General features: G+C 43.4%; 23 protein-coding genes. 5 read left to right on the top strand and 18 right to left on the bottom strand.

What is annotated here, in order from left to right:
- The first annotated feature begins 6 nt into the window (after nucleotides 1-6).
- On the top strand, nucleotides 7-3,267 hold the full coding sequence (locus HMPREF9421_RS03470) for an LPXTG-anchored zinc carboxypeptidase (RefSeq protein ID WP_006597276.1): 3,261 nt from the start codon (nucleotides 7-9) through the stop codon (nucleotides 3,265-3,267).
- Nucleotides 3,268-3,597: 330 nt separating this feature from the next.
- Here the strand turns inward: HMPREF9421_RS03470 and HMPREF9421_RS03465 are convergent, their stop codons facing one another.
- From HMPREF9421_RS03465 to HMPREF9421_RS03415, 11 genes are all read right to left on the bottom strand, one after another.
- A complete protein-coding gene (locus HMPREF9421_RS03465; RefSeq protein ID WP_006595598.1) occupies nucleotides 3,598-5,265 on the bottom strand; it encodes an alpha-glucosidase in 1,668 nt (555 codons plus the stop codon).
- Nucleotides 5,266-5,331: 66 nt separating this feature from the next.
- Nucleotides 5,332-6,462: an ABC transporter ATP-binding protein gene (locus HMPREF9421_RS03460; protein WP_006595597.1), complete on the bottom strand. Its 1,131-nt coding sequence runs from the start codon at nucleotides 6,460-6,462 to the stop codon at nucleotides 5,332-5,334.
- Between the two features lie 123 nt (nucleotides 6,463-6,585).
- Entirely contained in the window at nucleotides 6,586-7,446 is an 861-nt protein-coding gene (locus tag HMPREF9421_RS03455; RefSeq protein WP_006595596.1) for a helix-turn-helix domain-containing protein, read from the bottom strand.
- The gene (locus HMPREF9421_RS03450) at nucleotides 7,446-7,841 is read right to left on the bottom strand and encodes a Mini-ribonuclease 3 (RefSeq protein ID WP_006595595.1); all 396 of its coding nucleotides are present in this window, start codon (nucleotides 7,839-7,841) and stop codon (nucleotides 7,446-7,448) included. The genes HMPREF9421_RS03455 and HMPREF9421_RS03450 overlap by 1 nt, the downstream gene beginning before the upstream one ends.
- Nucleotides 7,834-9,177, bottom strand: a complete 1,344-nt coding sequence (cysS, locus tag HMPREF9421_RS03445) for a cysteine--tRNA ligase (protein WP_006597283.1) — start codon at nucleotides 9,175-9,177, stop codon at nucleotides 7,834-7,836. The genes HMPREF9421_RS03450 and cysS overlap by 8 nt, the downstream gene beginning before the upstream one ends.
- Before the next feature lie 17 nt (nucleotides 9,178-9,194).
- Nucleotides 9,195-9,716, bottom strand: coding sequence for a dihydrofolate reductase family protein (locus HMPREF9421_RS03440; RefSeq protein ID WP_000301974.1), 522 nt, complete (start codon nucleotides 9,714-9,716; stop codon nucleotides 9,195-9,197).
- An 8-nt stretch (nucleotides 9,717-9,724) separates the two neighbouring features.
- Nucleotides 9,725-10,489, bottom strand: a complete 765-nt coding sequence (locus tag HMPREF9421_RS03435; RefSeq protein ID WP_006595593.1) for a nucleoside phosphorylase — start codon at nucleotides 10,487-10,489, stop codon at nucleotides 9,725-9,727.
- 13 nt (nucleotides 10,490-10,502) lie between these two features.
- Entirely contained in the window at nucleotides 10,503-10,721 is a 219-nt protein-coding gene (locus HMPREF9421_RS03430; protein ID WP_006595592.1) for a YdeI/OmpD-associated family protein, read from the bottom strand.
- Nucleotides 10,722-10,751: 30 nt separating this feature from the next.
- The gene (gene cysE, locus HMPREF9421_RS03425) at nucleotides 10,752-11,369 is read right to left on the bottom strand and encodes a serine O-acetyltransferase (RefSeq protein ID WP_006595591.1); all 618 of its coding nucleotides are present in this window, start codon (nucleotides 11,367-11,369) and stop codon (nucleotides 10,752-10,754) included.
- A 24-nt stretch (nucleotides 11,370-11,393) separates the two neighbouring features.
- The gene (gene pnp / locus HMPREF9421_RS03420) at nucleotides 11,394-13,610 is read right to left on the bottom strand and encodes a polyribonucleotide nucleotidyltransferase (RefSeq protein WP_006597279.1); all 2,217 of its coding nucleotides are present in this window, start codon (nucleotides 13,608-13,610) and stop codon (nucleotides 11,394-11,396) included.
- Between the two features lie 863 nt (nucleotides 13,611-14,473).
- Nucleotides 14,474-15,712: a hypothetical protein gene (locus HMPREF9421_RS03415; RefSeq protein ID WP_006597280.1), complete on the bottom strand. Its 1,239-nt coding sequence runs from the start codon at nucleotides 15,710-15,712 to the stop codon at nucleotides 14,474-14,476.
- A gap of 175 nt (nucleotides 15,713-15,887) precedes the next feature.
- Here HMPREF9421_RS03415 and pepF point away from each other — a divergent pair, with 175 nt between their 5' ends.
- The gene (pepF, locus tag HMPREF9421_RS03410) at nucleotides 15,888-17,678 is read left to right on the top strand and encodes an oligoendopeptidase F (protein ID WP_006595588.1); all 1,791 of its coding nucleotides are present in this window, start codon (nucleotides 15,888-15,890) and stop codon (nucleotides 17,676-17,678) included.
- Nucleotides 17,679-17,719: 41 nt separating this feature from the next.
- Here the strand turns inward: pepF and HMPREF9421_RS03405 are convergent, their stop codons facing one another.
- Complete coding sequence (locus HMPREF9421_RS03405; protein ID WP_006595587.1) at nucleotides 17,720-18,109, bottom strand: nuclear transport factor 2 family protein; 390 nt, start codon at nucleotides 18,107-18,109, stop codon at nucleotides 17,720-17,722.
- Nucleotides 18,110-18,259: 150 nt separating this feature from the next.
- Here HMPREF9421_RS03405 and HMPREF9421_RS03400 point away from each other — a divergent pair, with 150 nt between their 5' ends.
- Both HMPREF9421_RS03400 and HMPREF9421_RS03395 read left to right on the top strand, forming a co-directional pair.
- Nucleotides 18,260-18,592, top strand: coding sequence for a winged helix-turn-helix transcriptional regulator (locus HMPREF9421_RS03400; protein WP_006595586.1), 333 nt, complete (start codon nucleotides 18,260-18,262; stop codon nucleotides 18,590-18,592).
- A gap of 11 nt (nucleotides 18,593-18,603) precedes the next feature.
- A complete protein-coding gene (locus HMPREF9421_RS03395) occupies nucleotides 18,604-19,395 on the top strand; it encodes a DUF2785 domain-containing protein (RefSeq protein WP_006595585.1) in 792 nt (263 codons plus the stop codon).
- A gap of 161 nt (nucleotides 19,396-19,556) precedes the next feature.
- Here the strand turns inward: HMPREF9421_RS03395 and trxA are convergent, their stop codons facing one another.
- From trxA to HMPREF9421_RS03370, 5 genes are all read right to left on the bottom strand, one after another.
- Entirely contained in the window at nucleotides 19,557-19,871 is a 315-nt protein-coding gene (gene trxA / locus HMPREF9421_RS03390; RefSeq protein ID WP_006595584.1) for a thioredoxin, read from the bottom strand.
- 12 nt (nucleotides 19,872-19,883) lie between these two features.
- On the bottom strand, nucleotides 19,884-20,108 hold the full coding sequence (locus tag HMPREF9421_RS03385; protein ID WP_006595583.1) for a DUF4649 family protein: 225 nt from the start codon (nucleotides 20,106-20,108) through the stop codon (nucleotides 19,884-19,886).
- 364 nt (nucleotides 20,109-20,472) lie between these two features.
- Nucleotides 20,473-20,742, bottom strand: a complete 270-nt coding sequence (gene rpsO, locus HMPREF9421_RS03380; protein ID WP_004193424.1) for a 30S ribosomal protein S15 — start codon at nucleotides 20,740-20,742, stop codon at nucleotides 20,473-20,475.
- 244 nt (nucleotides 20,743-20,986) lie between these two features.
- The gene (locus HMPREF9421_RS03375) at nucleotides 20,987-23,005 is read right to left on the bottom strand and encodes a Cna B-type domain-containing protein (protein WP_006595581.1); all 2,019 of its coding nucleotides are present in this window, start codon (nucleotides 23,003-23,005) and stop codon (nucleotides 20,987-20,989) included.
- A gap of 221 nt (nucleotides 23,006-23,226) precedes the next feature.
- Nucleotides 23,227-23,955 (bottom strand): pseudouridine synthase, encoded by a 729-nt coding sequence (locus HMPREF9421_RS03370; RefSeq protein ID WP_006597193.1) that lies wholly within the window; start codon nucleotides 23,953-23,955, stop codon nucleotides 23,227-23,229.
- A gap of 171 nt (nucleotides 23,956-24,126) precedes the next feature.
- On the opposite strand from HMPREF9421_RS03370, the gene def reads away from it, so the two are divergent.
- Nucleotides 24,127-24,741: a peptide deformylase gene (def, locus tag HMPREF9421_RS03365; RefSeq protein WP_006595579.1), complete on the top strand. Its 615-nt coding sequence runs from the start codon at nucleotides 24,127-24,129 to the stop codon at nucleotides 24,739-24,741.
- A gap of 27 nt (nucleotides 24,742-24,768) precedes the next feature.
- Here the strand turns inward: def and HMPREF9421_RS03360 are convergent, their stop codons facing one another.
- The gene (locus HMPREF9421_RS03360; RefSeq protein WP_006597191.1) at nucleotides 24,769-25,620 is read right to left on the bottom strand and encodes a mechanosensitive ion channel family protein; all 852 of its coding nucleotides are present in this window, start codon (nucleotides 25,618-25,620) and stop codon (nucleotides 24,769-24,771) included.
- Nucleotides 25,621-25,700 lie beyond the last annotated feature (80 nt).

Raw genomic sequence — 25,700 nt, 5'->3', positions numbered from 1 at the left:
CTCTTTATGCATTCTTCTTATAAGAAGCGTTTGTACACAAACGCTCTCAGTATCTCTACCGCAGTCCTCTTAGCCTTCCTCGCACAAGGCCAAGTTGCTGCGGACACTGTCGAGCCCGCTAGTCCTGCTGCACCTGTCGAAAATGTCCTCAAACCAGAGGACACTAGTGCTAGTCCAGTTGCTGGATCAGAAGTTGCAAGTCCTAGCTCAGCAACAGAAGTTACACCAAGCCCTGTGGAAGCAAGTCCTAGCTCAGCTAGTCCTGCTAGCCCAGAAACAAGCTCTTCTACTGCTTCAGACACCGCTAGCCCTGCTGCCAAACCAGAAAACCCGGTGTCAGATCGTGCAGCTAGCACAGAACCAGCTGTCAGCTTGACCAACAGCACTATTTACATGTCTGAAAAAGAGAAATTGACCGATACCGTCAAGGGTCAAGCACAGGCTGCTGGAAAAATCAGCTGGACCTTGGACGACAAACCGCTGGAAGAGTGGAAAACTTGGGACATGGAAACAGGAACTCTTTCCAAAGATCCTTTCATCACTGTTGAAGAAAATAAAAACGGAAACGATTTGGATGTGACCTTTAACGTCAAGGAACTCTTTGGCGAAGATTTAAGCCTTCGGAGCCCTAATAATATCCGTCGGACCTATCGGAACTATATTGGCGAGCATACTTTAGTCGGAACTAGTTCAGATCTTGGGCTGACTATTCGCAAGAATCTAACCTTCCGTCCATATAAAGATTTCCATACCCACGAGGAAATGCTAGCTTCCATTGAGCAGACAAAGGCAGAAGCCAAAACGGACCGTCTAGTTCAGCTTGAAACTCTTGGTAAGAGCGCCCAAGGCCGTGATATGAAGATGGGAATTGTGAGTAAGGACCAAGCAAGTATTGACCACTACCTCTCATCTACCAATCCAAAAGCCCTCACCAAACCAAGCGAGATGTTGGCAGCTCTGAAGGACAAGACCTTGGATTACAAACTGCCTGTCCTGGTTCATAATACGCATGCGGATGAACAACCTGGGATTGACATCATCACTGGTCTCTTCCGTACCTTCGCTACAGAAAATCAAGTCACTTTTAAAACGACAGACGAAGCTGGTAACGTCAAGAATGTAACTCTGGACATCCCAACTCTCCTAAACAAATTTATCTTCTTGTTTGACTTCACGGAAAACCCTGATGGGGACGCTCTCAACCTGCGTGCTTTGGCCAATGGACTGGATCCCAACCGCGATGCCAGCTACCAAACAAACCCCGAAGTGCGTACCGTCATCCAAATGATCAACAAGTGGAATCCAATTGCTCTCTATGATATCCATGGATTTGTCAAAGAATTCTTGATTGAGCCTGCAACACCTCCACATGATCCGAACTTTGAATACGACCTCATGTCCAACCTCATGCTAGAAAATGCCCACCATATGGGCCGCGCAGGGGTTGCTAATTCCAAATACGACAGCTACATCATTCCAAAACTGGATTGGGGAGATGGCTGGGATGATTCCTTCTCTGGTTATACAGGTGTCTATGCTGTCTATCACGGCATCTTGGGCCACACCATTGAAATACCAGAATCCAACCAGGAATCTTATTATGCTGGTCGTAATGCTGTCCTCGGCGGCATTGACTTCCTCAACCAAGATCCAGACAAACTCCTTGAAATGCGGCTCAACTTCTACTTACGTGGTCTCAACAAGATTGAAGATCCAAAAGCAGAAAATGAATTAGTAGGACCAACTGGTGAAGTTGTCGGTCGTGTGAAGAATGGTCGTCCGAAATTCTTCCCTGACTATTATGTTATCCCAATGGGACTCGACAAGGACAATGACGCCCAAGAAGCCTTCAATATGATCGACTACTTCAAACGAAACGGTGTCCTCGTTAAAGAACTCAAAGAAGATACAGGCAACTACAAAAAAGGGGACTTAGTCATTGATATGGCCCAAGCCAAACGGGGCTATGCCAACCATATTCTCTATAAAGGTTCTAATGAATCCGCCTGGGCTGCCATGTATGCGGAACTTCTCGTAAACTTCCCTGATATGAAAGGCTTCAAGGCAGAACCTGTATTCAAGGACGGTCTCTTTGCTGGAAAACTTGGAGAAGTCACAACTACTCGCGCGACTAGAACCTCTGAGATCGATCCAAAGGCACCTTACTACGTCATCGCTAATACATCAGCCAGCGCTGTTCAAGCAGTAAACAAGGCGATTTCCCAAGGCAAATCTGTTTACCTAACAGATGATGGCTACATCGTTGACCGTGATACCTTCGCATCGCTCCTTCCAAACTATGCTATCTACGGCGAAGCCCTCTACAAGGTACCAAACGGTCCAACCTTGAAACCATTGAAAATCTACTCGCCTAATTATCACTACGATTGGACTGGAGTAGACGCACCGGCTCATACTAGTCTGGTTCTTAAAAAATTAGGTTTCCAAATCGTCGACACTCCTGATGAAGCAGATGTTATTGTTCTTGAAAACAATCGCTTCGATGCCTCCATCTTCGGCAAGAAACCAACTCTCGTCATCGGCGGGGAAGCCATGCAGAAACTGGAAAAATTGGGAGTTCTTGCAGGATTTGACGCTGAAAAACTAAAAGGTGGCAGTGACTACGAGGGCTTGATGAAGGCCATCATCGATGACCAAGATCCACTGACCAGCGGTTACAAGAAGAACGCCCTCTTCTACTCCAACTCAGGAAACTGGATTGAAAAAGTTCCAAGCAACTTCAAGACCTTGATGAGCATCGCTTCAAGCGACTACTACATTGCTGGTTGGTGGCCAAAAAATGAAGTCCTAGCCAATAAGGTCATGGCCATCTCTGGAGAACTACTTGGCCAACCACTCTTTGTTTACGCTGGAAATCCAACTAACCGCCAACACCCTGTCCACTTCTTCCGCTGGGTAACCAACGCAATCTTTGGCAGCAAGTTGGCTAGCTTGATGGATTACGTACCAGCCAAAGAACCAGATCAGGTGGTGGTTCCAATTCATAACCAAACAACCACTCCACAGCCAATCTTGGCTAAGAAAGACACTACTAAAGTTCTCCTTCCACAAAAAGAAACCGCAGCTGAAGCTGAAGAAAGCGCGCAAACCTTGAGCTACCAAGTGGGACAAAGATTCCAAGAAAATCCAGCCAAGGCGCAATTGCCACAAACTGGAGATCACTCAACCGGACACTTTGTTCTTTCAAGCTTCTTGCTAGCCGTTAGCGGAGGCATGCTCCTCTTGAAAAAGAAAGAAGTTGAATAAGTTCCAGGTTTAGACTTGGATGGCATGAAAAGAACCTTCGCATCTGCGAAGGTTCTTTTCGGAAATAAAATATTTTTCAAAACTTTCCTTAGGTGAGTACGGACGTCAGCGAACTTCTTCGAAGTTCCATGACTTAGTTTTGAGCCTAAGGTCTCAAAACTCCCGAGTGCTTGAAACAATAATGTTTCAAGCACTTTTCTCACAGCGGAAAGTTTCAGTTTATACTTGACTGATTCTAAAGTAATAGAAATCTTCTATAAATTTTTTCAGAATATTTAATGAAAATACTATTCTACATCTTAAATTCTAACAATGATGCAAAGTTCCTTCTTATTCTTGTAGTTCCAGCACGATGGTTTGGTAAGGGGCCAATTCTAATACCTGGTCTCCTTCTTGGAACAACCCTGCGGTATTATTTAAAACGACCGTTTTAATCGGAGCTGTCAACTCCAAAGTGGCCTGGCGATTTTGGAAATTGCTGATTACCAAGAGACGCTTGTCCCCACGGCGTTCGAAGGCGATGATATTCTCACGTTCCCGATAAGCTGGGATCATATCTCCAAACCGGATGGTATTTCCATAGAGGGGATGGCGATACAAGGCCGTTAACTGGCGGTAATAATTCAAGATGGAGTCTGGATCTTTTTCCTGGTCCTCTACATTAATAGAATAGTCTGGTTTGGGACTGATCAACCAGGCTGGTCCATCGCTAAAGCCCAGACCTGGCTCTCTTGTCCACTGCATCGGTGTCCGCGCATTATCCCGGCTGTAGTTGGCAATCACTGCTAAGGCTTCTTCCTCACTCAAACCAGCTTCTTTAGCAACGTGGTAGCCATTGATGGTCGCGATATCATCAAAGTCTTCCACTGATTCAAAGACTTGGTTCTCCATTCCAATTTCTTGACCTTGATAGATAAACGGAATTCCCTTGCGCAAAACCTGAATGGTTCCCAGGGCTTTTTTACTGGTATCGTTTACCGGACCTTCTGCGATATAATGGGACACTCCACGAGGTTCGTCGTGGTTTTCGATGATGGTTGAGAGAACACCAATCCTATCTGTGCGCTCATGGGCTTGGAAAATACTTTCCTTGAGTTCTTCCGCTGTTGGAAGAGTATGGTCAAACCAGCCCTTTCCTTCCTGCCCCAAGCAGGTTTGCTTGAAGTCAAAGATAGAAGAAAAGACTCCGTCTTTTCCAATGAAGAAATGCAATTCTTCATCGGTTTCATTGAAAACTTCTCCTACAGTGAAAGCATTGTATTTGGCAAAGGTTCGCTCCTTTAACTCTTGCAAGAAGGGTTCAATGGGTTGCGCATTCACCAGCGACTCCGGCACTGGGACCAGGCCATTCTTACGGTCTGATGGAAGCGAACGCCATTCTAAATCCTTTTTAATATTGATGATGGCATCAATCCGGAATCCCGCGATTCCCTTGTCCAACCACCAATTGATCATCCTGTAAATTTCTTCGCGCAAGACAGGATTTTGCCAATTGAGATCTGGCTGATCCTTGTGGAAAGAATGAAGATAGTATTTGTTGGTGCCAGGAACCGGCTCCCAAACACTGCCCCCAAAGTAACTTTCCCAGTTGTTGGGTTCTTTGTCACTTTCGATAAAATAAAAGTAATCCGCATAAGGGCCATCTGGATCCGCTAAAGCCTTTTGGAACCACTCGTGATGACTGGAGCAATGGTTAACCACCAAGTCCATAATGATAGAAATTCCTCGCTTCTTACCTTCCGCAATCAACTCTTCCATATCTTCCATGCTCCCAAAAAGGGGGTCAATGGCATAATAATCGGAAATATCATATCCCTGATCAATAAAAGGGCTCTTGTAAACAGGCGATAACCAGAGAATATCAATCCCCAACTGTTGAAGGTAATCGAGTTTCTCCGTGATTCCTTTTAAATCACCAACACCATCGCCATTGCTGTCCTTAAAGCTTTTTGGGTAAATCTGGTAAGCGACCTTCCCCTTCCACCAATATTTTTCCATGTCTTGTCTCCTTAAAATGAAAGAGACCGAGACAAATCGTCTCAGTCTCTATAGTGTCAGTAGGTATTAGTATACTGTTTTTTCAGTTTCTTTATCGAAGAAGTGAGCTTTGTTCAAGTCAAATCCAAGTTCGATCGTTTCACCAGTTCCAAGGTAGTCACGCGCATCTACTTTTGCGATAAATTCGTTGTCACCAACTTGGCAGTACAAGTGAGATTCAGAACCAAGCAGCTCAGACACTGAGATCGTAGCTTTCACTACTGATTCTGGGAAAGTTTCAAGGAAAGCAGCTTCTGTGTTCACGTCTTCTGGACGGATACCAAAGATCAATTCTTTACCATCATAGCCTTTTTCTTTCAAGACTTTCAAAGCACCTTCTGGAACTTTCAAATTCAATCCATTAGCAACGATGTGTCCACCTTCCAATTTTACATTGATGAAGTTCATCGCAGGGCTTCCGATAAATCCAGCTACGAATTTGTTAACTGGGTTTTTGTACACTTCTTGCGGAGAACCAATTTGTTCCACACGTCCAATTGTACCAGTACCAGCTGGGTTTTTAGTAGCTGACATGATAACGATACGGTCTGCCAATGTCATCGCTTCTGTTTGGTCGTGAGTTACGTAGATGGTTGTAGCACCGATACGACGGTGGATTTTCGCGATTTCAGCACGCATGGATACACGAAGTTTAGCATCCAAGTTTGACAAAGGTTCGTCCATCAAGAATACTTTTGCATCACGGACAATGGCACGTCCCATGGCCACACGTTGACGTTGACCACCAGAAAGGTCAGCTGGTTTACGATCCAAGAATTCTTTCAAGCCAAGGATTTCAGCTGCTTCTTGTACACGTTTGTCGATATCTTCCTTGCTGTATTTACGCAATTTCAAACCAAATGCCATGTTATCGTACACAGTCATGTGTGGGTAAAGAGCGTAGTTTTGGAATACCATGGCGATATCACGGTCTTTAGGTGCCACGTTGTTTACAACAGTGCCATCGATTGAACACTCACCTTCTGTGATATCTTCAAGACCAGCGATCATACGAAGAGTCGTTGATTTACCACATCCTGAAGGACCTACGAAAACGATAAATTCTTTGTCTTTGATGTCCAAGTTGAAGTCTTCAACTGAGTAGTGTTCGCTGTTTGGATATTTTTTGTAAATATTTTTAAGATTTAATTCTACCATGATGGTACTCCTTTGATGTTTATAGTTCTATTGTAAATGAAAACGCTTTACAAATCTATGGCAGGTCTCACAAAAAAGAAAAAGAGTTTTGTGCAAGTTGCACAAAACTCTGGATTGATTCCCTTACATCACATCTTGTAATACCAAATGGTAACAAAGGGCCAGATCTGTCAGATTTTTTAACTGGAGACCCGTTAGCTCCTCCCATTTATCCATCTTGTATTGAAGGGAATTGCGATGGAGATAGAGTTGCTGGGCCGCCTTGGTCACAACTGCTCCATTGTCCCAAAGTGCAACAATGATGTCCTGCAACTGATCTTGACTCGCAATCAACTGACGCAAGCGTTCTTTGATAGGATGTAGATCCAAATCTTCCTGTTCGATTCCCCACAGATAGAGTTGAGAAAAGTGGTAAACACCTTGATGCCCTTCTCGGATCCAGCCTCTAAAGACTTCTCGTTCTGCTCGAATGACTGAAGACAGTCTCCAATCCTTAGGCTCGGTCCATACCTGCCCCACCATGATGGATAAGCGAAGATTAAAGTCATACTCCATAGCAGATACGGTATCTTTTAAGATAGCAGCTACAGGCAGCGACTGCTCTTGGTCCAGAATGAGTACATAGTCCTGCCCACTCAGCTGCAAGACTGCTCGAAAGTTGGGCAAGAGTGTCTGCATCATCTCTAACCAGGAAGCTGTTCCTTCCGCTGTCGAATGTGAGAGGTGGCAATAGACAAGTTGCATTTTTTTGATAACTTGAGGGGCTTCTCCCTTTCCATCAATCAAGTATTGATACCAAGGATTGGGGGCAAGATCTTTCTCACTGCCCAACCAGGCAATCAATTGCTTTTCTCTCTCCGTCAGCTCTTCTTCTTTCAGTTGCAGCCATTGCTGGGCCTGAAGAGGGATGGCTACAAAACCAGCTGGTGGAGTCGGTTGATCCGTCACCTCAGCATGAGGGAACCACTCTCTGATATCTTTCACTACTTTATCCCTTCTTCCACTTTTTGGATACACCAAGCTACCAATTTTTCTAAGCGGTTGATTTCATCTGTCAAGTGCAAGTAACCCATGACCGCTTCAAAGCCTGTCGACATGCGATAGGTCACGACGTCGGCATTTTTGGCCTTGGTATGGCTATTGGTATTACGACCGCGTTTATAGATTTCGACTTCTTTCACTGTCAAAACATCTTCCTCAAGCATCATCGCAATCAGATTAGCCTGAGCCTTGGCAGAGACATACCTCGTTGCAGTCTGGTGGAGTTTGTTAGGCTTGGTCATCCCTTGCAAAATCAAATGCTTACGGATATACATGGAATAAACCGCATCCCCTTCAAAGGCAAGAGCTATGCCGTTGATTAGATTGATATCAATCACGTGTCCACCTTACACCTTCTTTAGTGTCTAACAGTTTAATCCCTTGAGCTGCTAGTTGATCTCGAATCTCATCTGCTCGCGCAAAATCTTTATTAGCCCGTGCTTCTTGACGTTCTGCGATCAAGGCTTCAATATCCGCAGCCAAGACCTCTTCAACAAAGACAATTCCAAAGACTTCTAACATCTTTGCCAAGGCCTCCTTGACGTCTTGGTCGTAGTGACCTGAGTTGATCCATTTGGCCAATTCAAAGACGACAGTGATTCCGTTTGCCGCATTGATATCTTCATCCATAGCCGCTACAAACTTGTCCACAAAGCTTTGCAAGTCTGCTGGATCCACTTCTCCTGTGAAAGGTTGCTCGTAGGTATTTTTCAAATACTTGAGGTTGGTCTCCGCATCGCGCACAGCTTTTTCTGTGAAGTTGATGGGCTTGCGGTAGTGCTGAGTCGCAAAGAAGAAGCGAAGCACTTGGCCATCGATGGTCTTCAATGCATCATGCACAGTGATAAAGTTACCTAAGGACTTGGACATCTTGACATTATCAATATTGACAAAGCCATTGTGCATCCAGTAATTGGCAAAAGTTTTGCCTGTTTTGGCTTCTGACTGGGCAATTTCATTGGTATGGTGCGGAAACTCAAGGTCAGCTCCACCACCGTGAATATCAATGGTATCGCCTAAAATCCCTGTTGACATGACCGAACACTCAATGTGCCAGCCAGGACGACCAGGGCCCCAAGGGCTTTCCCAAGAAACTTCACCTGGTTTGGCAGCTTTCCAGAGAGCAAAGTCGACCGGATTTTCCTTGCGGGCTGTTTCTTCATCTGTCCGACCAGAAGCACCTAGCTCTAGGTCTTCCAGGGTTTTATTGGCCAATTTAGCATAGTTATGGGATTTTTCCACACGGAAATAGACATCGCCTTGACTCTCGTAGGCATAGCCTTTTTCGATCAAGTCGGTAACAAAGCGAATGATGTCATCCATAAACTCAACCACACGAGGGTGACGGGTTGCAGGTTTGACCCCCAAAGCCGTCACATCTTCACGAAAGGCCGCGATGTACTTGTCTGCCACTTCCTGAGGCGTAATACCTTCTTCCTTGGCACGGTTGATGATCTTATCATCCACATCGGTAAAGTTGGAAATATAGGCAACTTCGTAGCCACGATACTCAAAGTAGCGACGAATGGTATCGAAGGCTACTGTCGAGCGAGCATTCCCCACGTGGATATAGTTGTACACAGTTGGTCCACAGACATACATGCGAACCTTTCCTTCTTCGATGGGGACAAATTCTCGCAAATCACGAGACATGGTGTCATAAATTTTAATCATGCGGTCCACTCCCTTCTCTATTTCTGACTTTTTCGGCTGAAGACCAGCTCTGCAAAAGGGCCAAATTGTCTGAGGCTATCCAGTTGGTAAAAGCGCTGCCCTTCCTCTTGGGTAAAGAGGGGAACCCCCTTTCCTAGGATAAGGGGCGCTATCTGAATAATGAGGTGGTCGAAAAGATCCGCATCCAAGAGCGGTCCTACCAAGGAATTACCACCAATCACAAAGACATTTTTACCTTTGTCAATCTGGTGAACAAAGTCCACCACATCCCCAGCTACTGGCTGGTAATTGCTGACAGGCAGGTGCCTATCATGCGTAAAGACATAGTTTTCCGTAGCTTGATAAAAACTTTCTACATCTTGCAAATCTTGGATTTCCTCAAAGGTCCGCTTGCCCATGATGGTGATATCCATTTGCCTGTAAAAGTCATCATAGCCTGTATCCTCTACAGAACCAAGCTGATGCAGCCAGTCTATCCTGTGCTGGCTGTCTGCCAAGTAGCCATCCATGGTGATACAGCCGTAAAAATATACTGCCATTCTTGTAGTTACCTTTCTAGTTCCTTCGCTATTGTCAAAGCGATAGTGAAAAAAGTCATGGCATCAGCTGTCCGCTCTTCATGGCGGGTATCCCAGGTTCGGTTATAATGATCCACATAGTCAGCTGTGTAGAAGAACTGATAGACTTTACTCTTGCGAAATTGACTCCAAGCAATGATAGCTGAAGCTTCCATGTCCACCACTTGAGCCCCAGCAGCTAAGCGACGCTTGACCTTATCAGGCGTTTCCCGATAAAAGGCATCAGTCGTCCAGGACTTGGTGCGGATATGCTCAATATCGTACTTGTCAAAGATAGCTTCAAGCTTAACTAACAGAGACTCGTCATAAGCGACTTCATCACCCGGTGGGGCATAGTGGTAGCTAGTGCCTTCATCTCGCAAAGCAGCAGCTGGCAGGATAATCTTGTCCGCCTCAATTGAGCGATCCAAAACGCCACAAGAACCTAGAATGATGAAATTCTGGAATCCTCTGGCCGCCAACTCCTCTAGTTGGCCAATCACTGATGGAGCTCCAATAAGCGCAGTCATGACCGCAACTTGATTTCCATCATAATTATATACATACCAAGGGAATTGACCGTTAATATTTTTTAAATAGCCTCCTTGATAGACTTTTTCTGACTCAATCAAACGTTTCAGAATTTCGCCATTAAAGGACAGGATGATAGTTTCACAAACCTCACCCTTGTCCATAATCTGCCTATCTGTTGGTTCAATAACCCCAGCCACATCTTCAAATTCTTCTAATAGCATAAGTTCCCTTTCTTTAAGGCTTCAGCAAATCCACCTTCATCTTTTCTATACGGCGCAGCTTGGTCTCATCTTTTTTTGCTTCACTGATATAGCGAGCCCATTCGCGCTGGTGGCTAGGCGGTAGTTTGGCAAAGAACTCCTTAGCAGGACCGTCCAAGCCTTCTTTCAGTTCAAGGACTACCTGGTTCAAAATAGCATCTGGTAAATCTGACATGTCGGTTCCTCCTGTCATATTTTACTTCGATAACTTCGCCAACCTTTTCTAAAGACTTGATGAATGGTGACTGGCTTCCTTGGCGTGTTCCATCTTATTCACGTAGTATTCGCGTTTTTCTTCTTCTTGGTGAATGATTGGCTCATCCTTCTTACCGTGAACACGAACAATCTTGGCAGGGACTCCGACAACAGTCACATCACTCGGTACATCCGATACAACGACGGCTCCTGCCCCTACTTTGGCCTTGGCCCCAATCTCAATCGGGCCGATGACCTGAGCATGAGCGGAGACCAAAGCTCCCTCACGAACCGTTGGATGGCGCTTCCCTGTATCCTTTCCAGTTCCACCGAGCGTCACCCCATGGTAGAGCATAACGCCTTTTTCAACAACGGCTGTCTCACCAATAACGAGACCTGCCCCGTGGTCGATAAAAACTCCCGAAGCAATGATCGCACCTGGATGGATCTCAATCTGGGTCCAAAAACGCCAGAACTGACTATGCATCCGAGCTAGGAGTTTAAAGCCATGGTTCCACAAAAAGTGAGAAACACGGTGAGCAGCCAGTGCTTTAACCCCTGGATAGGTCAAGAGGACCTCCAGCGAGGTACGTGCTGCTGGGTCATTTTCTTTTACAATATCAATGGTTTCACGCCACCATCCCATACCGTGCTCCTTTCTTTTGATTGCTTATTCTTTTGTTTCTTGACCTGCATCTTTGGCAAAGTCTTTTCTCGGTTTGTGGTGACGAGGACGATCGCCATGACGATGACCCTTATCCCCTTTTTCTTCTGCATGTTCCGGTTTTGGAGGACGAGGAAGAAGAGCTTTCATCGAAGCATCGACACGACCTTTTTCATCAATCTTGATGACCTTGACATCGACTTCGTCTCCGATTTCCACTAAATCTTCGACGCGGTTGGTGCGAGTCCAAGCCATTTCAGAGATGTGAACGAGGGCATCCGTCTTGTCAAAGAGGTTGACAAAGGCACCGAATTTCTCGATACGCACCACTTTGGCATGGTAAACTTCGTCCACTTTGGCTTCACGAACCAAGCCTGCAATGATCTCTTTGGCACGGTTAATGGCATCTTGGTCACTCGAGTAGATCGATACGTTACCTTCTTCGTCGATATCAATCTTAACGCCTGTTTCAGCGATGATCTTATCGATGGTTTCTCCACCTTTACCGATGACAATCTTGATCTTGTCCACATCAATCTTGATGGTATCAATTTTCGGAGCAGTTGGAGCCAATTCTGGACGAACTTCTGGAATAGTAACTTCAATCACATCAAGGATTTCAAAACGAGCTTTCTTGGCTTGGGCAAGAGCTTCTGTCAAGATTTCTGCAGTAATCCCTTGAATCTTGATATCCATTTGAAGGGCTGTAATCCCGTCGCGAGTACCTGCAACCTTAAAGTCCATATCTCCAAAGTGGTCTTCCAAACCTTGGATATCTGTTAATACGGTGTAGTTGTTTCCATCTGAGATGAGACCCATAGCAATACCAGCTACTGGCGCCTTGATTGGCACACCACCAGCCATAAGGGCAAGAGTTCCGGCACAGATAGAGGCTTGAGATGAAGAACCGTTTGATTCCAATACTTCTGCTACTAGACGAATGGCGTATGGGAATTCTTCCAAGCTTGGCAATACTTGAGCAAGAGCACGCTCACCAAGAGCACCGTGACCAATTTCACGACGACCAGGTGCACCGTAACGACCAGTTTCCCCTACAGAGTATTGAGGGAAGTTATAGTGGTGCATAAAGCGTTTCTTGTACTCTGGATCCAAACCATCGATGATTTGAGTTTCACCCATTGGCGCCAAAGTCAAGATAGAAAGAGCCTGAGTTTGTCCACGAGTAAAGAGACCTGAACCGTGAACGCGAGGAAGAAAGTCAACAACCGCATCCAAAGGACGGATTTCATCGACCTTACGACCATCAGGACGAACCTTGTCTTCTGTGATCAAACGGCGCACTTCTGCGTGTTCCATTTGTTCTAAGATTTCAGCCACATCCCGCATGATACGGTCAAACTCTTCATGGTCTGCATATTTTTCTTCGTAAACAGCTGTGACTTGGTCTTTCACTGCTTGAGTTGCAGCTTCACGAGCCAATTTTTCTTCTACTTGGACCGCTTTTTGAAGGTCGCTGTTGTAGGCTGCGATGATTTCAGCTTGCAAGTCAGCATCTACATGAAGCAATTCTACTTCTGCTTTTTCTTTACCAACTGCCGCAACGATTTCTTCTTGGAAGGCAATCAATTCTTTGACAGCTTCGTGTCCTTTCAAAAGAGCTTCCAACATGATTTCTTCTGACAATTCTTTGGCACCAGACTCTACCATGTTGATAGCGTGCTTAGTACCTGCTACTGTCAATTCAAGAAGCGATTGCTCTGCTTGTTCTTGCGTTGGGTTGATGATGATTTGGCCATCAACATAACCTACTTGTACCCCAGCGATTGGACCGTCAAACGGAATATCTGAGATAGACAAGGCCAATGATGAACCAAACATAGCTGCCATTGGTGCAGATGCATTTTCATCGTAAGAAAGAACAGTATTGATGACTTGCACTTCATTACGGAAACCTTCCGCAAACATTGGACGGATTGGACGGTCAATCAAACGCGCTGTCAAAGTCGCATCTGTTGAAGGACGTCCTTCCCGTTTCATAAAGCCACCAGGAAATTTCCCAGCTGCATACATTTTTTCTTCGTAGTTGACTTGAAGCGGGAAGAAATCCCCAGTTGCCATCTTCTTAGACATAACGGCTGCCGTCAAGACAGTTGACTCACCGTAACGTACGACAACAGAGCCATTTGCTTGCTTAGCAACCTGGCCAGTCTCTACGATTAACTCACGACCCGCAAAAGTCGTTTGAAACACTTGTTTTGCCATTTTAATCCCCTTTGGATTTATAAAATTATACGACTTGCCTACAAAGATCAGGATACAAAGGGCGTGAAGAATCCCGTATGAAAATAGGAGATTGACGCAGTGTGCCACGCACACTAGGAAATCTATCTTTTTCACTAGGGATTTAACCCGTGTTCAACTATCAAGATACTAAGCCGTTAAGCAACTCAAAGGAAAATAGGAAATTGAACGACGAAGCGACCGCTCCTAGGAGGATTTATCTTTTTTACACGGCTTTTCGGCCGGGTTCAATTAATCAAGATATTTTGGACGGTTCGGCTCGCCGAACATTTCTGTAGAAAAATAGGAAGGTGACACCGCACTCGATGAGTGCTAGGAAACTTATCTTTTTTCCTAAGAAATGAGGCCAAAATTCAATTAATCAAGATACTAAGGCATTAAACCGCTTAACGAAATATGGATTTCAATAGCCTTTCTGTATGTTATATCCTCATCTTTGTATCCAAGCACGTATAACCTTTATTTTACCATATTCAAGCCCAAAAGAAAAAGGCTTTAAAAGCCTTTTTCGAGGAATATTTGATTTCCACTTATTTTAAAATTCTAGAGCTAGATATAGGTGCTATCTATTTTCCATTCCACACATTTTCTTTACTAACGACATAGAATCGCGTTTTATGTTCTCCACCTGAATATTCTTTCTTACTCCGCTTCAACACATAGCGCTCAAAAGGTTGAGAAGATGTCTTAACTCTAGTTGTTACTGTAACAGTATCATTCTCAACGACCCACTCATCCACTGAAGGAATGACAACCGCTGGACCAGCACCTCCTCGTCCTCCAGGAACGAATTCAAAAAACTTCTTATCTTTCGAAGAGTATATCTAGCCTTGTTTTCTTTCTTTCGCAAGTTGAATTAACTGATCTGTAGTCATAGACTGAATGGATTCTGATGTTTCTTTAGCTTCCAATTTTTTAATGACATCTGCAAGTTGATAGGTGTCTGGAGTATAACTATTGAAATAATCTAAGAACATCCCCTCTGTATAAGAATAGATACCACTATGGTCATTTGATAAGTCTAATATAAAGGTTGGTTTGACCAATCTAGAATACATTAGAGCATACCCGTTCTCTACTACCGAGTGGATATCCTCTTGATCTTCCGCACTCAATCCTTTAACAGTGGATGCATTTCCCCCTTCCACTTTCGTCGTAAATTCAAGCGCGATCCAACCTTGGCCAGATTGGAGCTTGCCCCAGGTATAACCGTCAGCTGAAACTGTCTCTGTAATCGTATAAACACCCTGTGGGATCATTCCTACTTCCTCTCCCTTGATCGATGCTTCTTTACGAATCCGAAGATCTGAGACTCCTACACGGACTTGAAAACTACTTGTTTGCTGCTCTGAGTTACTTGCTTGGCTCATCGCCTTCTTACCGGTCTCTAGTTTTTTCCATTCAAATTTTGCTTGATCCATTTCTTTCGCTGTAATCCCTAAGGCTTGTTCTGGCTTCTGGCCGTCCCCATTTTTTATTTGAATCTGATTGATAGTCTCAAGCTTTCCTTTTTGAAACTTGTAATGGATCAAATCTACCTCTGGTCGAAGAGACGAAAAGCTAGCATAAATGACCGAGCCATCCTCAAAAATTTGGAAACCTGAACGTGAGCCACCAGAGGAAGCCACAAAAGCTGTATGTAACAATTCTGGTTTCTGACCTTTTAGATAATAAATCGCTGAGACTGTTTGGCCGTTTCCAATCAAGAGCTCATCCCGTCCATCCTTATCCAAATCCATATAAAAATAGGAAAGGTTAGGTTTACTCCCCAGAGTTTGAAGATACATGGCATAGACATACTCATCAGATTGAGAATCTATTTCTTTTAGTTTAGTCTCTAGACCTGCACTATCACCTGTCTCGATAGCCCTAGAGTAAGCCTGATAACGTTCAAGAACTGTTTGATAGTACTCATGCCCAGACGATGTCTTCTTGGAACTTTTTCCATCTGCTACTTCACTCTGAACTGTAGAAGGTTGCGTCCTAGGACGTCGCTTAGGCCCACATGCCACCAGAGTTAACAAGGTCATCGCTGTCAAGCTAACTTTATAGATTTTTTTCATCATATACTCCCTAAAACTTTCTCCATTTTATTATACCAAAAGAAGGTAAAAATGCTAGAAAATCCTTGTTTTCTTATTGGATAAAGCCGACTATGATAAGATCCCCCATTCGCCTATCATTCTGCCCTCTTTTCTGCTATACTAAGTATAGCCAATTGATCAAAAGGAGAATACTATGGAATTAAAAAAACGTTCTGAATTTCCTGAGAACGAACTCTGGGACCTCACAGCCCTCTATCAAGACCAGGAAGACTTCTTGCGTGCCATTGAAAAAACGCGCGAAGAAATCAATGAATTTGTCCGTAACTACAAGGGCAACCTCCACACTTTTGAAGACTTTGAAGCTGCCTTTGCAGTCTTTGAACAAATTCAGATCCAACTCAGCCACATTGGTAACTACAGCTTTATGCCCCAAACGACGGACTTTGGCGATGAAGCTTTTGCGGAAATTGCCCAAGCAGGGATGGATTTCGAAACTTGGGCCAGCGTCGAACTCTCTTTCTTTGATGATACCTTAGTCGAAGCGGATGAGGAGGTCCTCGAACGTCTCGGACAATTGCCTCACCTCACTTCTGCTATTCGTCAAGCCAAGATCAAAAAAGCTCACTACTTGGGAGCTGATGTGGAAAAAACTCTGACCAACCTTGGTGAAGTCTTCTACGGACCGCAAGATATCTATACCAAGATGCGGGCAGGTGACTTTGAAATGGCTGATTTTGAAGTAGATGGAAAAGTTTACAAGAATAGCTTTGTCACCTATGAAAACTTCTACCAAAACCATGAGAATGCAGAAGTCCGTGAAAAAGCCTTTCGTTCCTTTTCAGAAGGTCTCCGCAAGCACCAAAACACAGCTGCTGCCACCTATCTAGCCCAAGTCAAAGCAGAAAAACTGATCGCAGATATGCGAGGTTACGACTCAGTCTTTGACTATCTCTTGGCTGAACAGGAAGTGGATCGTGCTATGTTTGATCGTCAGATTGACCTGATTATGAAGGACTTCGCTCCAGTCGCTCAAAAATTCCTCAAACACGTGGCCAAGGTCAACGGCCTTGAGAAAATGACCTTTGCTGATTGGAAGTTGGACTTGGACAGTGCGCTCAACCCAGATGTCACCATTGATGACGCTTATGACTTGGTCATGAAATCTGTGGCACCTCTTGGCGAAGAATATTCTCGCGAAATTGCCCGCTACCAAACCGAACGTTGGGTCGACTTTGCTGCTAATGAAGGCAAGGATTCCGGTGGATATGCAGCTGACCCTTATCGCGTCCATCCTTATGTCCTCATGAGTTGGACAGGACGAATGAGCGATGTTTATACCCTGATCCACGAGATTGGACACTCTGGTCAATTCATCTTCTCAGATAACAACCAAAGCTACTTCAACGCCCACATGTCGACCTACTATGTAGAAGCCCCTTCTACCTTTAACGAGCTCCTCCTCAGCGACTATTTGGAACACCAGTTTGACGACCCTCGTCAAAAACGCTTTGCCCTAGCTCACCGCTTGACAGATACCTACTTCCACAACTTCATCACCCACTTGCTGGAAGCGGCTTTCCAACGCAAGGTCTACACCCTGATTGAAGAAGGTGGAACCTTCGGCGCTAGCAAGCTCAACAGCATCATGAAGGAAGTCTTGACCGAATTCTGGGGAGATGCTGTTGAAATCGATGACGATGCAGCCCTGACCTGGATGCGCCAAAGCCACTACTACATGGGACTTTACAGCTACACCTACTCAGCTGGATTAGTTATCTCAACAGCCGGTTACCTACATTTGAAGGACTCCGAAAACGGAGCCAAAGATTGGCTAGATCTCCTTAAATCAGGCGGTAGCAAAACCCCACTCGAGTCTGCTATGATTATCGGAGCAGATATCTCAACAGATAAACCACTTCGCGATACCATTCAGTTCTTGTCTGATACGGTTGATCAGATTATTGCTTACAGTGCTGAGTTATGAGTATAAGCAAAAACAGATTGGATTTTTCCAATCTGTTTTGCTTATCCCCAAAATCTATCTTCTTCAGCTTGATCTGAAGAGAAGAGCCAAACTTCTTTGATTTTCCCGTCTTCAATACGGAAGAGGTCAATCCCGTTCATATTGAGTTCAGTACCATCAGCCCGTGTTCCAAGAAAAGTAACATTAGCTGCGACAAAATCCTTATTATCAGAAACCCAATTTGTTATCACCTTAAAGGTTCCATTAGTTTTCTCAGCAAATGTAGCTAGGTGAGATCCTAGTTGGTCCTTACCAACAACTGTACCAGATATACTATGAGTACCAGGTTGATGCCAGACAATATCGTCTGCCATCGTTTCAAAGACACCAGGAAAATCACCAGCAATTAAAGCTTGGTTATAAGTATTGAAAATTTCTAAGTTTGTTGACATATCTATTCTCCATTTCTTTTTTATGATATAATTGTAACAGTTACAATCGAAAAAACAAGTAGATACTTTTTCGATAGCTGGTATCAAAAGTAGTACTATTGTTGATACTAAAAGATAAATTTTTTTAAAAAAATAGAAAGAAGATATTTTATGCCAAATAAAGTAAGTGAGTATGGTATTTGTCCATTTGCGACAACGCAGAGGGTTTTAACGGGGAAATGGGCACTGGTAATCATTTATCAGTTGAGTACGGGTACTAAACGATTTAAAGAATTGCAAAGATTATTGCCTGGGATTACTCAAACTATTTTGACACGTCATCTCCGTCAATTAGAAAAGGATAAGATTATTCAACGAAAGGTCTATGCGGAAGTTCCCCCACGAGTTGAGTACAGCTTAACCGAAATAGGGCAGGAATTCAAAGTTGTCTTAGATGCTGTGGAGAACTGGGGTCTAGATTATATCAAGTTGCTAAAAATGTAGAGGTTTTGACCATGTATCAAGAATTACAAAGTAAAGTGACAGAAGAAAAACCAAGCTATCGTCAAGAAGAAATCCATTGGTTGCTGGAACATTTGGGAGACCCCTCGCCCGAAATTCGCGATGATCTCGTTTTTACCAGCTTGGCTAGAGGGATTCAAGAAGAACTGTTTACACAGGAGCAATTTCATTTCATTGCTGAGACGATCTCGTCCAATGAAGGAGTAGAAAAAGAGATTGATAAGATTGGGCTATCAACACTTGAGCGTTCTTTTAAAGCCCTTGTTTATGCCAACCTCTTATCTGCAGATGCTAATCCGCAATCAATTTTTTATCAAAGATTAAAAGCCGATATAAGATATATTTTACTGGATCAAGGTTTACATTATCTTGAAAAAGAAAAGGATACAACAGGTTTTTCCAGTCAGTATGGTTGGGTTCACGCTTTTGCGCATGGAGCTGACCTCTTGACAGAAGTGGTTTGTCATCCTGGCTTTCCTAAAAATAGAGTACTTGACGGATTGGACATACTTGGCCAAATCTTTAAAAGGATTTCGATTTGTTTTACAGATGATGAGGATTGGCGCTTGGCGAGAGTGCTTTATGAACCTATTTTACAGGGAAAGTTAGAACAAGAGCAAGTAGCTTCTTGGATAAAAGCTGTTGATTTCCCAATAGAAGAAAGGGAAGACTTTTATAAATTTTCCAACTTCAGATCCTGCCTATTGGAAGTCTATGTCCAACTCGATCAGAGAAACATTTTACAAGCTGACTTGAAAGAAGCTATTCAATCTTTTCAATACTAATGGTGACACAGTGAATGTAAAACTCACCAAAATATTCTAAGTCACTTTTCGTGAAAAAATTATTGAAGATAAAAGAGCCTTGCTCCTCATATAAAAGGACAGGGCTCTTTCTTTGGATATAAAAAAGCACTCCTATTTTACCAATGGAAGTGTTTAGGATATTAACTCAATTCAGCCACAATAGCCTTGATTTGTTCTGCAGTGTGAACACCAGCAACCTGTTTAACCACTTGTCCATCTTTTTTGAAAAGAAGAGTAGGGATAGACATAATGCCGAAAGCACGCGCTGTATTTGGATTTTCGTCAACGTCCATTTTAACAATTTTCAAGACATCTTCTGAAAGTTCTTCAGACAATTTGTCCAAGATTGGACCTTGCATACGACATGGACCACACCAGGTCGCCCAGAAGTCTACCAAGACCAATCCTTCTTTGGTTTCTGCTTCAAATGTTGCGTCTGTAATTGCTTTTGCCATTGTTTTTCTCCTTTAGTTTTTGTATTGTTCCAGGTCTTGCTTCATCAAATAGAAGAAGACATCTCCGTAAGTTCCATGGTAATCGAGTTCGTGCCCATTATAGGTCAATTTTTCTACGGGATAGTAATCCGCTACACCTATCAAGCAGGTCTGTTGGGAGCGTTCAAATTCTTCATAGGAATCAAAATGCATGACTCTTTCTTGTTTTGCACCATCTAGATATGTAATATCAATCATATCGATAACCTCTATTTCTTAAGATGTATCCATTGTAACTCTGTTAATTACATCTGTCAAACAAAACGACTTACTCAGAATAATGAATCTTGTCCGAAAAAAGATAACAAAAAAGCCCTCTGAATTCAGAAGGCTCCATTCTTGCTGGATAAAACGTTTCTAGACAAGGCGCCGAGCCGAAGATTGTACTGAAATTCTAGTAAAAAAGAAAAGCTACTCTACAATAGAGTAACTTTTCTTTTTTGTATTCAATCGAACACGGCCTAAGCACTTGGCAAAAAAGATAAAATTTCTTAGAAATTGAGATTTCTTCGTCAATTTTCCTATTTTTGCTTTGTGCTTTCGACGGCCTTTGTATCTTGAATTAACGACGAAGTCCAAGAGAGTTGATCAACTCACGGTAACGGTTAACGTCGTTCTTACGAAGGTAAGCCAACAAGTTACGACGGCGACCGATTTTCTTCATCAAACCACGGTAAGTTGCGTGGTCTTTTTTGTGTTGTTTGATGTGGTCGTTCAAGTGGTTGATTTCCCAAGTAAGGACAGCAACTTGTACTTCTACTGAACCAGTGTCACCTTCGTGACGTGCGTATTGTGCAATGATTTCATTTTTTTTCTCTTTTGAGATTGCCATGATAAGCTCCTTTTCTTTATGCTCTATCCGAGTGGCAGGTTTGGCATAGCCTGCTACCAAGAAAGAGTTAGTTGTCTATTCGACCTATTCATTCTACCAAGATTTCATCTTTCTGTCAAACACTTATGCTCCCTTAAAAAAACATTAATATGAATCTTTTGAATGATGTATTCTAGAAGTCCTTTAACAGAAAAAAGACAACTATCTTTTTAGATAATTGTCTAATTTATTTCCATTGTAGTTGTTAGTCAACTTTCCGTTTACCACTTAAGAGCATCGCTGCACCAACAAGAGCTAACAAAGCACTTGCTCCGAACAAGCCATAAGAAGTAGCTTCACCAGTTGATGGAAGAATTTTTCTCTTTCCTTCTGTTGGTGTCGGTGGGGTTTCTGGTTTTTCCGATGTGCTTGGTGGGGTTGTCGGTGGTGTATGACGATTGATTACCGTGAAACCATCGATAGTTGCTGTATACCCCGCTACTGGATCCTCAGTAATCGTGTAGGCAATCTTCTTGCCTTCCTTGTATACTGGTAGATCCGTAAAGCTTGCCTGCCAATTGTCAGTAGCAGTGATTTCTTTCACGGCCACTTCTTGACCATCCGCAAGCAGACGGACTGTTACCTTCTCTGGACGAAGGCCATCTTTATTCTCCGCATCATCCCAGACTTTCTTGACAGCTACTTCTGTCACTTCTGGTGTACGGCTATTGGTAATATTCGTTCCTTCAACAGTCGCTTCATATCCTGCAACAGGTTCTTCTGAAACTGTGTAGGCAATGAGATTACCAGCATCGTCAACAACATCAAGATTGTCAAACTGATAGAGCCAATTCCCTTCTGCATCTGGTTTCACTTCTTTAGAAGCTACTTTGACACCATTTGCTAAGAGATTAACGGTGATGGCTGATGGGCGTTTCCCATCTTGATTGTCATTGTCATTCCAAGTTTTTTGACCAGAAATGCTGGTTTTTTCTTTTTTGTTAACAACGTCACGGGAAATCGCAAGGTCATTTCCAAAATCTTCTCGGCTGACTTTGATTGGCTCTTCTGAGAGGACGTATCCTGTCGGAGCTTGAATTTCTTGAACCGTATAGGCTTGCTTGATCAAGCCAGCAATGGTTCCTGTACCGTTCTCATCTGTGGTAATGATTCCGACTTGCTCACCAGTGTCATCTGCTGTCACAGTGAAGACAGCACCTGCAAGAACTTGCCCATTTTCTCCTTTTTTATGGATGGTAAAGGAATATTTCTCTCCATTGAAGTATCCTTCAAGGAATTGGTATAAAACAACTGCTTCTTTATGTTGCTCTTTGACTTCTGTGGCTGTCATTGTCGCATTGTTTTTATATTTTGTATTGATGGCTGGAACTTTGTCTAAATACACATCATAGCGAATAGTCATCCCTTGTTCTGGAGCTAGATCTCCGATATGAACGGTTAGAGATTGACCATCGGCACTGACAACAGGGGAGTAATCTTTTGTTACATTCGTGGTATCCCGCAAATGATAAGCTCCATCTTCGTCACTGACCTGCCAAGTTCCTGTATGGATGTTGACAGAATCTGCTTTGATTTTTCCATCTGTAAAGGCCAATTGGTCTTTTATATCAATATTATGAAGGGCTGTGTGACCTTGATTGATATTCAAGGTATAGGTCAATTTTAATTTATCATCTGAGTTGGTCCATCCCCATTTACTAAAGACTTTTGGAGTTGGAGGATACTCACCTGGATTGACTCCTTTATAATCGATTTTTCCACCTGAAATTTTTTTCGTATCAACCGTCAGAGTGAAATCGAGCGTCTTTTGTCCTTTGACAACTTGGTGATCCACACGCGCGAAAAAGCGCAGTTTCCCTGTTACATTAGCCATTCTTTCAGGATAGTCTGTATAGGTTACTGTGATGATTTTTCTTTGATCATCTACCGTTGCCGTCGCAACTTTTTGACCACTTGGATCGAGCAGCTCAATGGTGTCCGTTTCAAAGACCTTGAAGTCATCTCCAAGTTGGATGACCGTCTGATCGCCTGCTTTTACACGACCATTCGGTAAAACAAAATTTGCTTCAACATTAAAACTTTCCCAAACACCGAGTGGTTCTGTTAAGTCTCCACCAGTCGATTTAGAGATGTTCACTGAGCTTACAACATCATTGATCGTATCGGCATGTACTTTAGTAAGCCCATTGGGTTTAGCAAATCCTAAAGCTGCTAGTAAAAATAAGGCAACTGTTGTCACAACAGCATAGAGCCACTTTTTCATAAACGATTTTTCTCCTTTTTTACGTTTACTAGATAAGTCCAGTCAGGAATGAAGACCATTACCTATTACAGATTTTTACAAAACCTATCTTTTCTCATTATAATTGATTTGCTTTGATAGTACAAGCTATTTTATATATTTTTTTGTCCGTAACATTCATTTTTTTGACACAAGTAAAAAACTAGCCTCCTGTTGCCTCAGTTTGCTAGCTTTCCCTTTGTTTATAATGGGATTCCAAAGACCTCTAAAGAAGCCAATTCAGAGGATTGGAGCCTACGCCACTGACCCAATTTTAGAGCGGGATCTAGACTCAATGGCCCCATGGAAATCCGCTCGAGATCGGTGACTTCCTTGCCACAAGCCGCGACCATGCGCTTGACCTGGTGGAATTTGCCTTCAGCGATGCGGATCTGAACCAAGCAACTATTAGCTTCTTGATCAACCTCCAACATTTCCAATTCCGCTGGCAATGTGGTGAAATCCTTCAATTCTATTCCTTCTTTGAAGCGGTCGATATCTTCTTGGGTCATGATGCCAGCTACTTGAGCACGGTAGACCTTGTCCACATGTTTCTTAGGCGAGAGCATGGCATGAGCCAACTTACCATTATTAGTCAAGAGGAGTAAGCCATGGGTATCGATATCTAGCCGTCCGACAGGAAAGACTTCCTTGTGTCTGGCCGTGTCATCTAACAAATCTAAGACTGTTTGATGGTGGTCATCTTCCGTTGCTGAAATGACCCCTTTGGGTTTATTGAGCAGATAGTAAACAAACTCTTCATGGAATAAACTTTCTCCCAGATAGGTCACTTGATCTTTATCTGGATCAATATGAATCTTGGGAGAGGTTTCTACCTTTCCATTGACCTGAATCTTTTTTTTCTTAAGGACTTGCTTGACTTCTGTCCGGCTTCCCACTCCACAGTCCACTAAATATTTATCTAGACGCATGCTTGCCTCCTTCATTCTTCTTATCATTATACCATGAACCAGACTAGGATTCTTTCCTTTTCTAGTTTACAGTCCGTCTAGTCCATTAGCACCCCTCAATCAATTGGGAAACTTTCATTCTAGAAGGAATTATGATATGATGGTTTCTAGAAAAAAGGAGTGAATGAGAACATGTCTGCAATCGAAACTATTACAAAAGCTGCCCATCTAATCGATATGAATGATATTATCCGCGAAGGCCATCCGACTTTACGAGCTATCGCAGAAGAGGTCACTTTTCCACTGTCGGATCAAGAGATTATTCTTGGGGAAAAAATGATGCAGTTCTTGCACCATTCACAGGATCCTGTCATGGCGGAAAAATTGGGTCTTCGAGGAGGAGTGGGACTCGCTGCCCCTCAATTAGACATTTCTAAACGCATCATTGCTGTCCTCGTCCCAAATCCAGAGGACGAAGAAGGAAATCCTCCGAAAGAAGCCTACTCCATCCAAGAAGTCATGTACAATCCTAAAATTGTCTCCCACTCAGTCCAAGATGCGGCTCTAGGAGATGGCGAAGGGTGTCTCTCTGTAGACCGCAACGTTCCTGGTTATGTAGTTCGCCACGCGCGCGTAACGGTAGACTACTATGACAAGACGGGAGAAAAGCACCGTATCAAACTCAAAGGCTACAATTCCATTGTGGTCCAACACGAAATCGACCACATCAATGGCGTAATGTTCTACGATCGGATCAATCCGAAAGATCCTTTCGCTGTCAAAGATGGCATGCTTATTTTAGAATAAGAAAAAAGACCCATGGGTCTTTTTTTATTAAGGTGTGACAGAGAAAGTGGTTGGAATCTCGATGCCATTTTGTAAGAGGGCATCATGATAGAGTTTGTAATAAAGATGGTAGATGGCCACTTGGCTTCCCGATTGGACCATCATGGCCACACGGAAGGAATAGCGGCCTGTTCCCTTTTCAATTTGAGGACCTAAAATCGTCGGACCATCTAAGATTTCTGGATGCTTCTGGGCTTGTTCATCGTTGACTTGCTGGAAGACTTGATAAATCTTATCCAGATCTGTCTGAGCTGAAATCGGCATATCAATTAAAACGCGCTGGTTGCCCCGCGAGAGATTGCTAACAACCATAATATTGCGATTAGGGATAAAATGCAAGGTCCCATCTGCATCTCGCACCTGGGTCGTCCGAATGCCGACACTCGACACTGTCCCTGCGATGGTAATCGGACCATTGGTCACTCGCACCGTATCTCCAACATCCAATTGGCGCTCAAGAAGAATAAAGAAGCCATTGACCAAATCCGATAAGAAGCCTTGAGCTCCCATCCCAATGGCAACTCCTGCAATTCCAGCACCCGCCAAAAGACTTGAGACTGGCAAGCCGAGGATGGAAAGAATCCAGTAAATGAGGATGAAATAAAGGCAGTAAGTTAACAGACTTTCTACCAAACGCAAAATAGTTTTCTTCCGAGCGTCATCTTGTCTAACATAGTTCAGAGATGGTTTTAAAATCTGTTTCACCATGCTACGAAGTAGTTTTTTGGCAAGCAAAAATAAAATAAATAAAATAGCTAAGGAAATCAATTTCGAAACCAACTCATCCATGATCTTGGTCCAATCAAATTGACTGACATAGCGGGAAAAAATATTCTTCATACCTTCTATCAATCTCCTTCTCTCTTTTTCTAATGGTTTGATTATATCAGATTTTAGGCTACAGAACCAGTAACCTCCTC

The organism is Streptococcus australis ATCC 700641 (assembly GCF_000186465.1).
Lineage (GTDB): Bacteria > Bacillota > Bacilli > Lactobacillales > Streptococcaceae > Streptococcus > Streptococcus australis.
The sequence above is the reverse complement of the archived record's forward strand: the minus strand, read 5'-3'. Positions and strand labels throughout refer to the sequence as shown.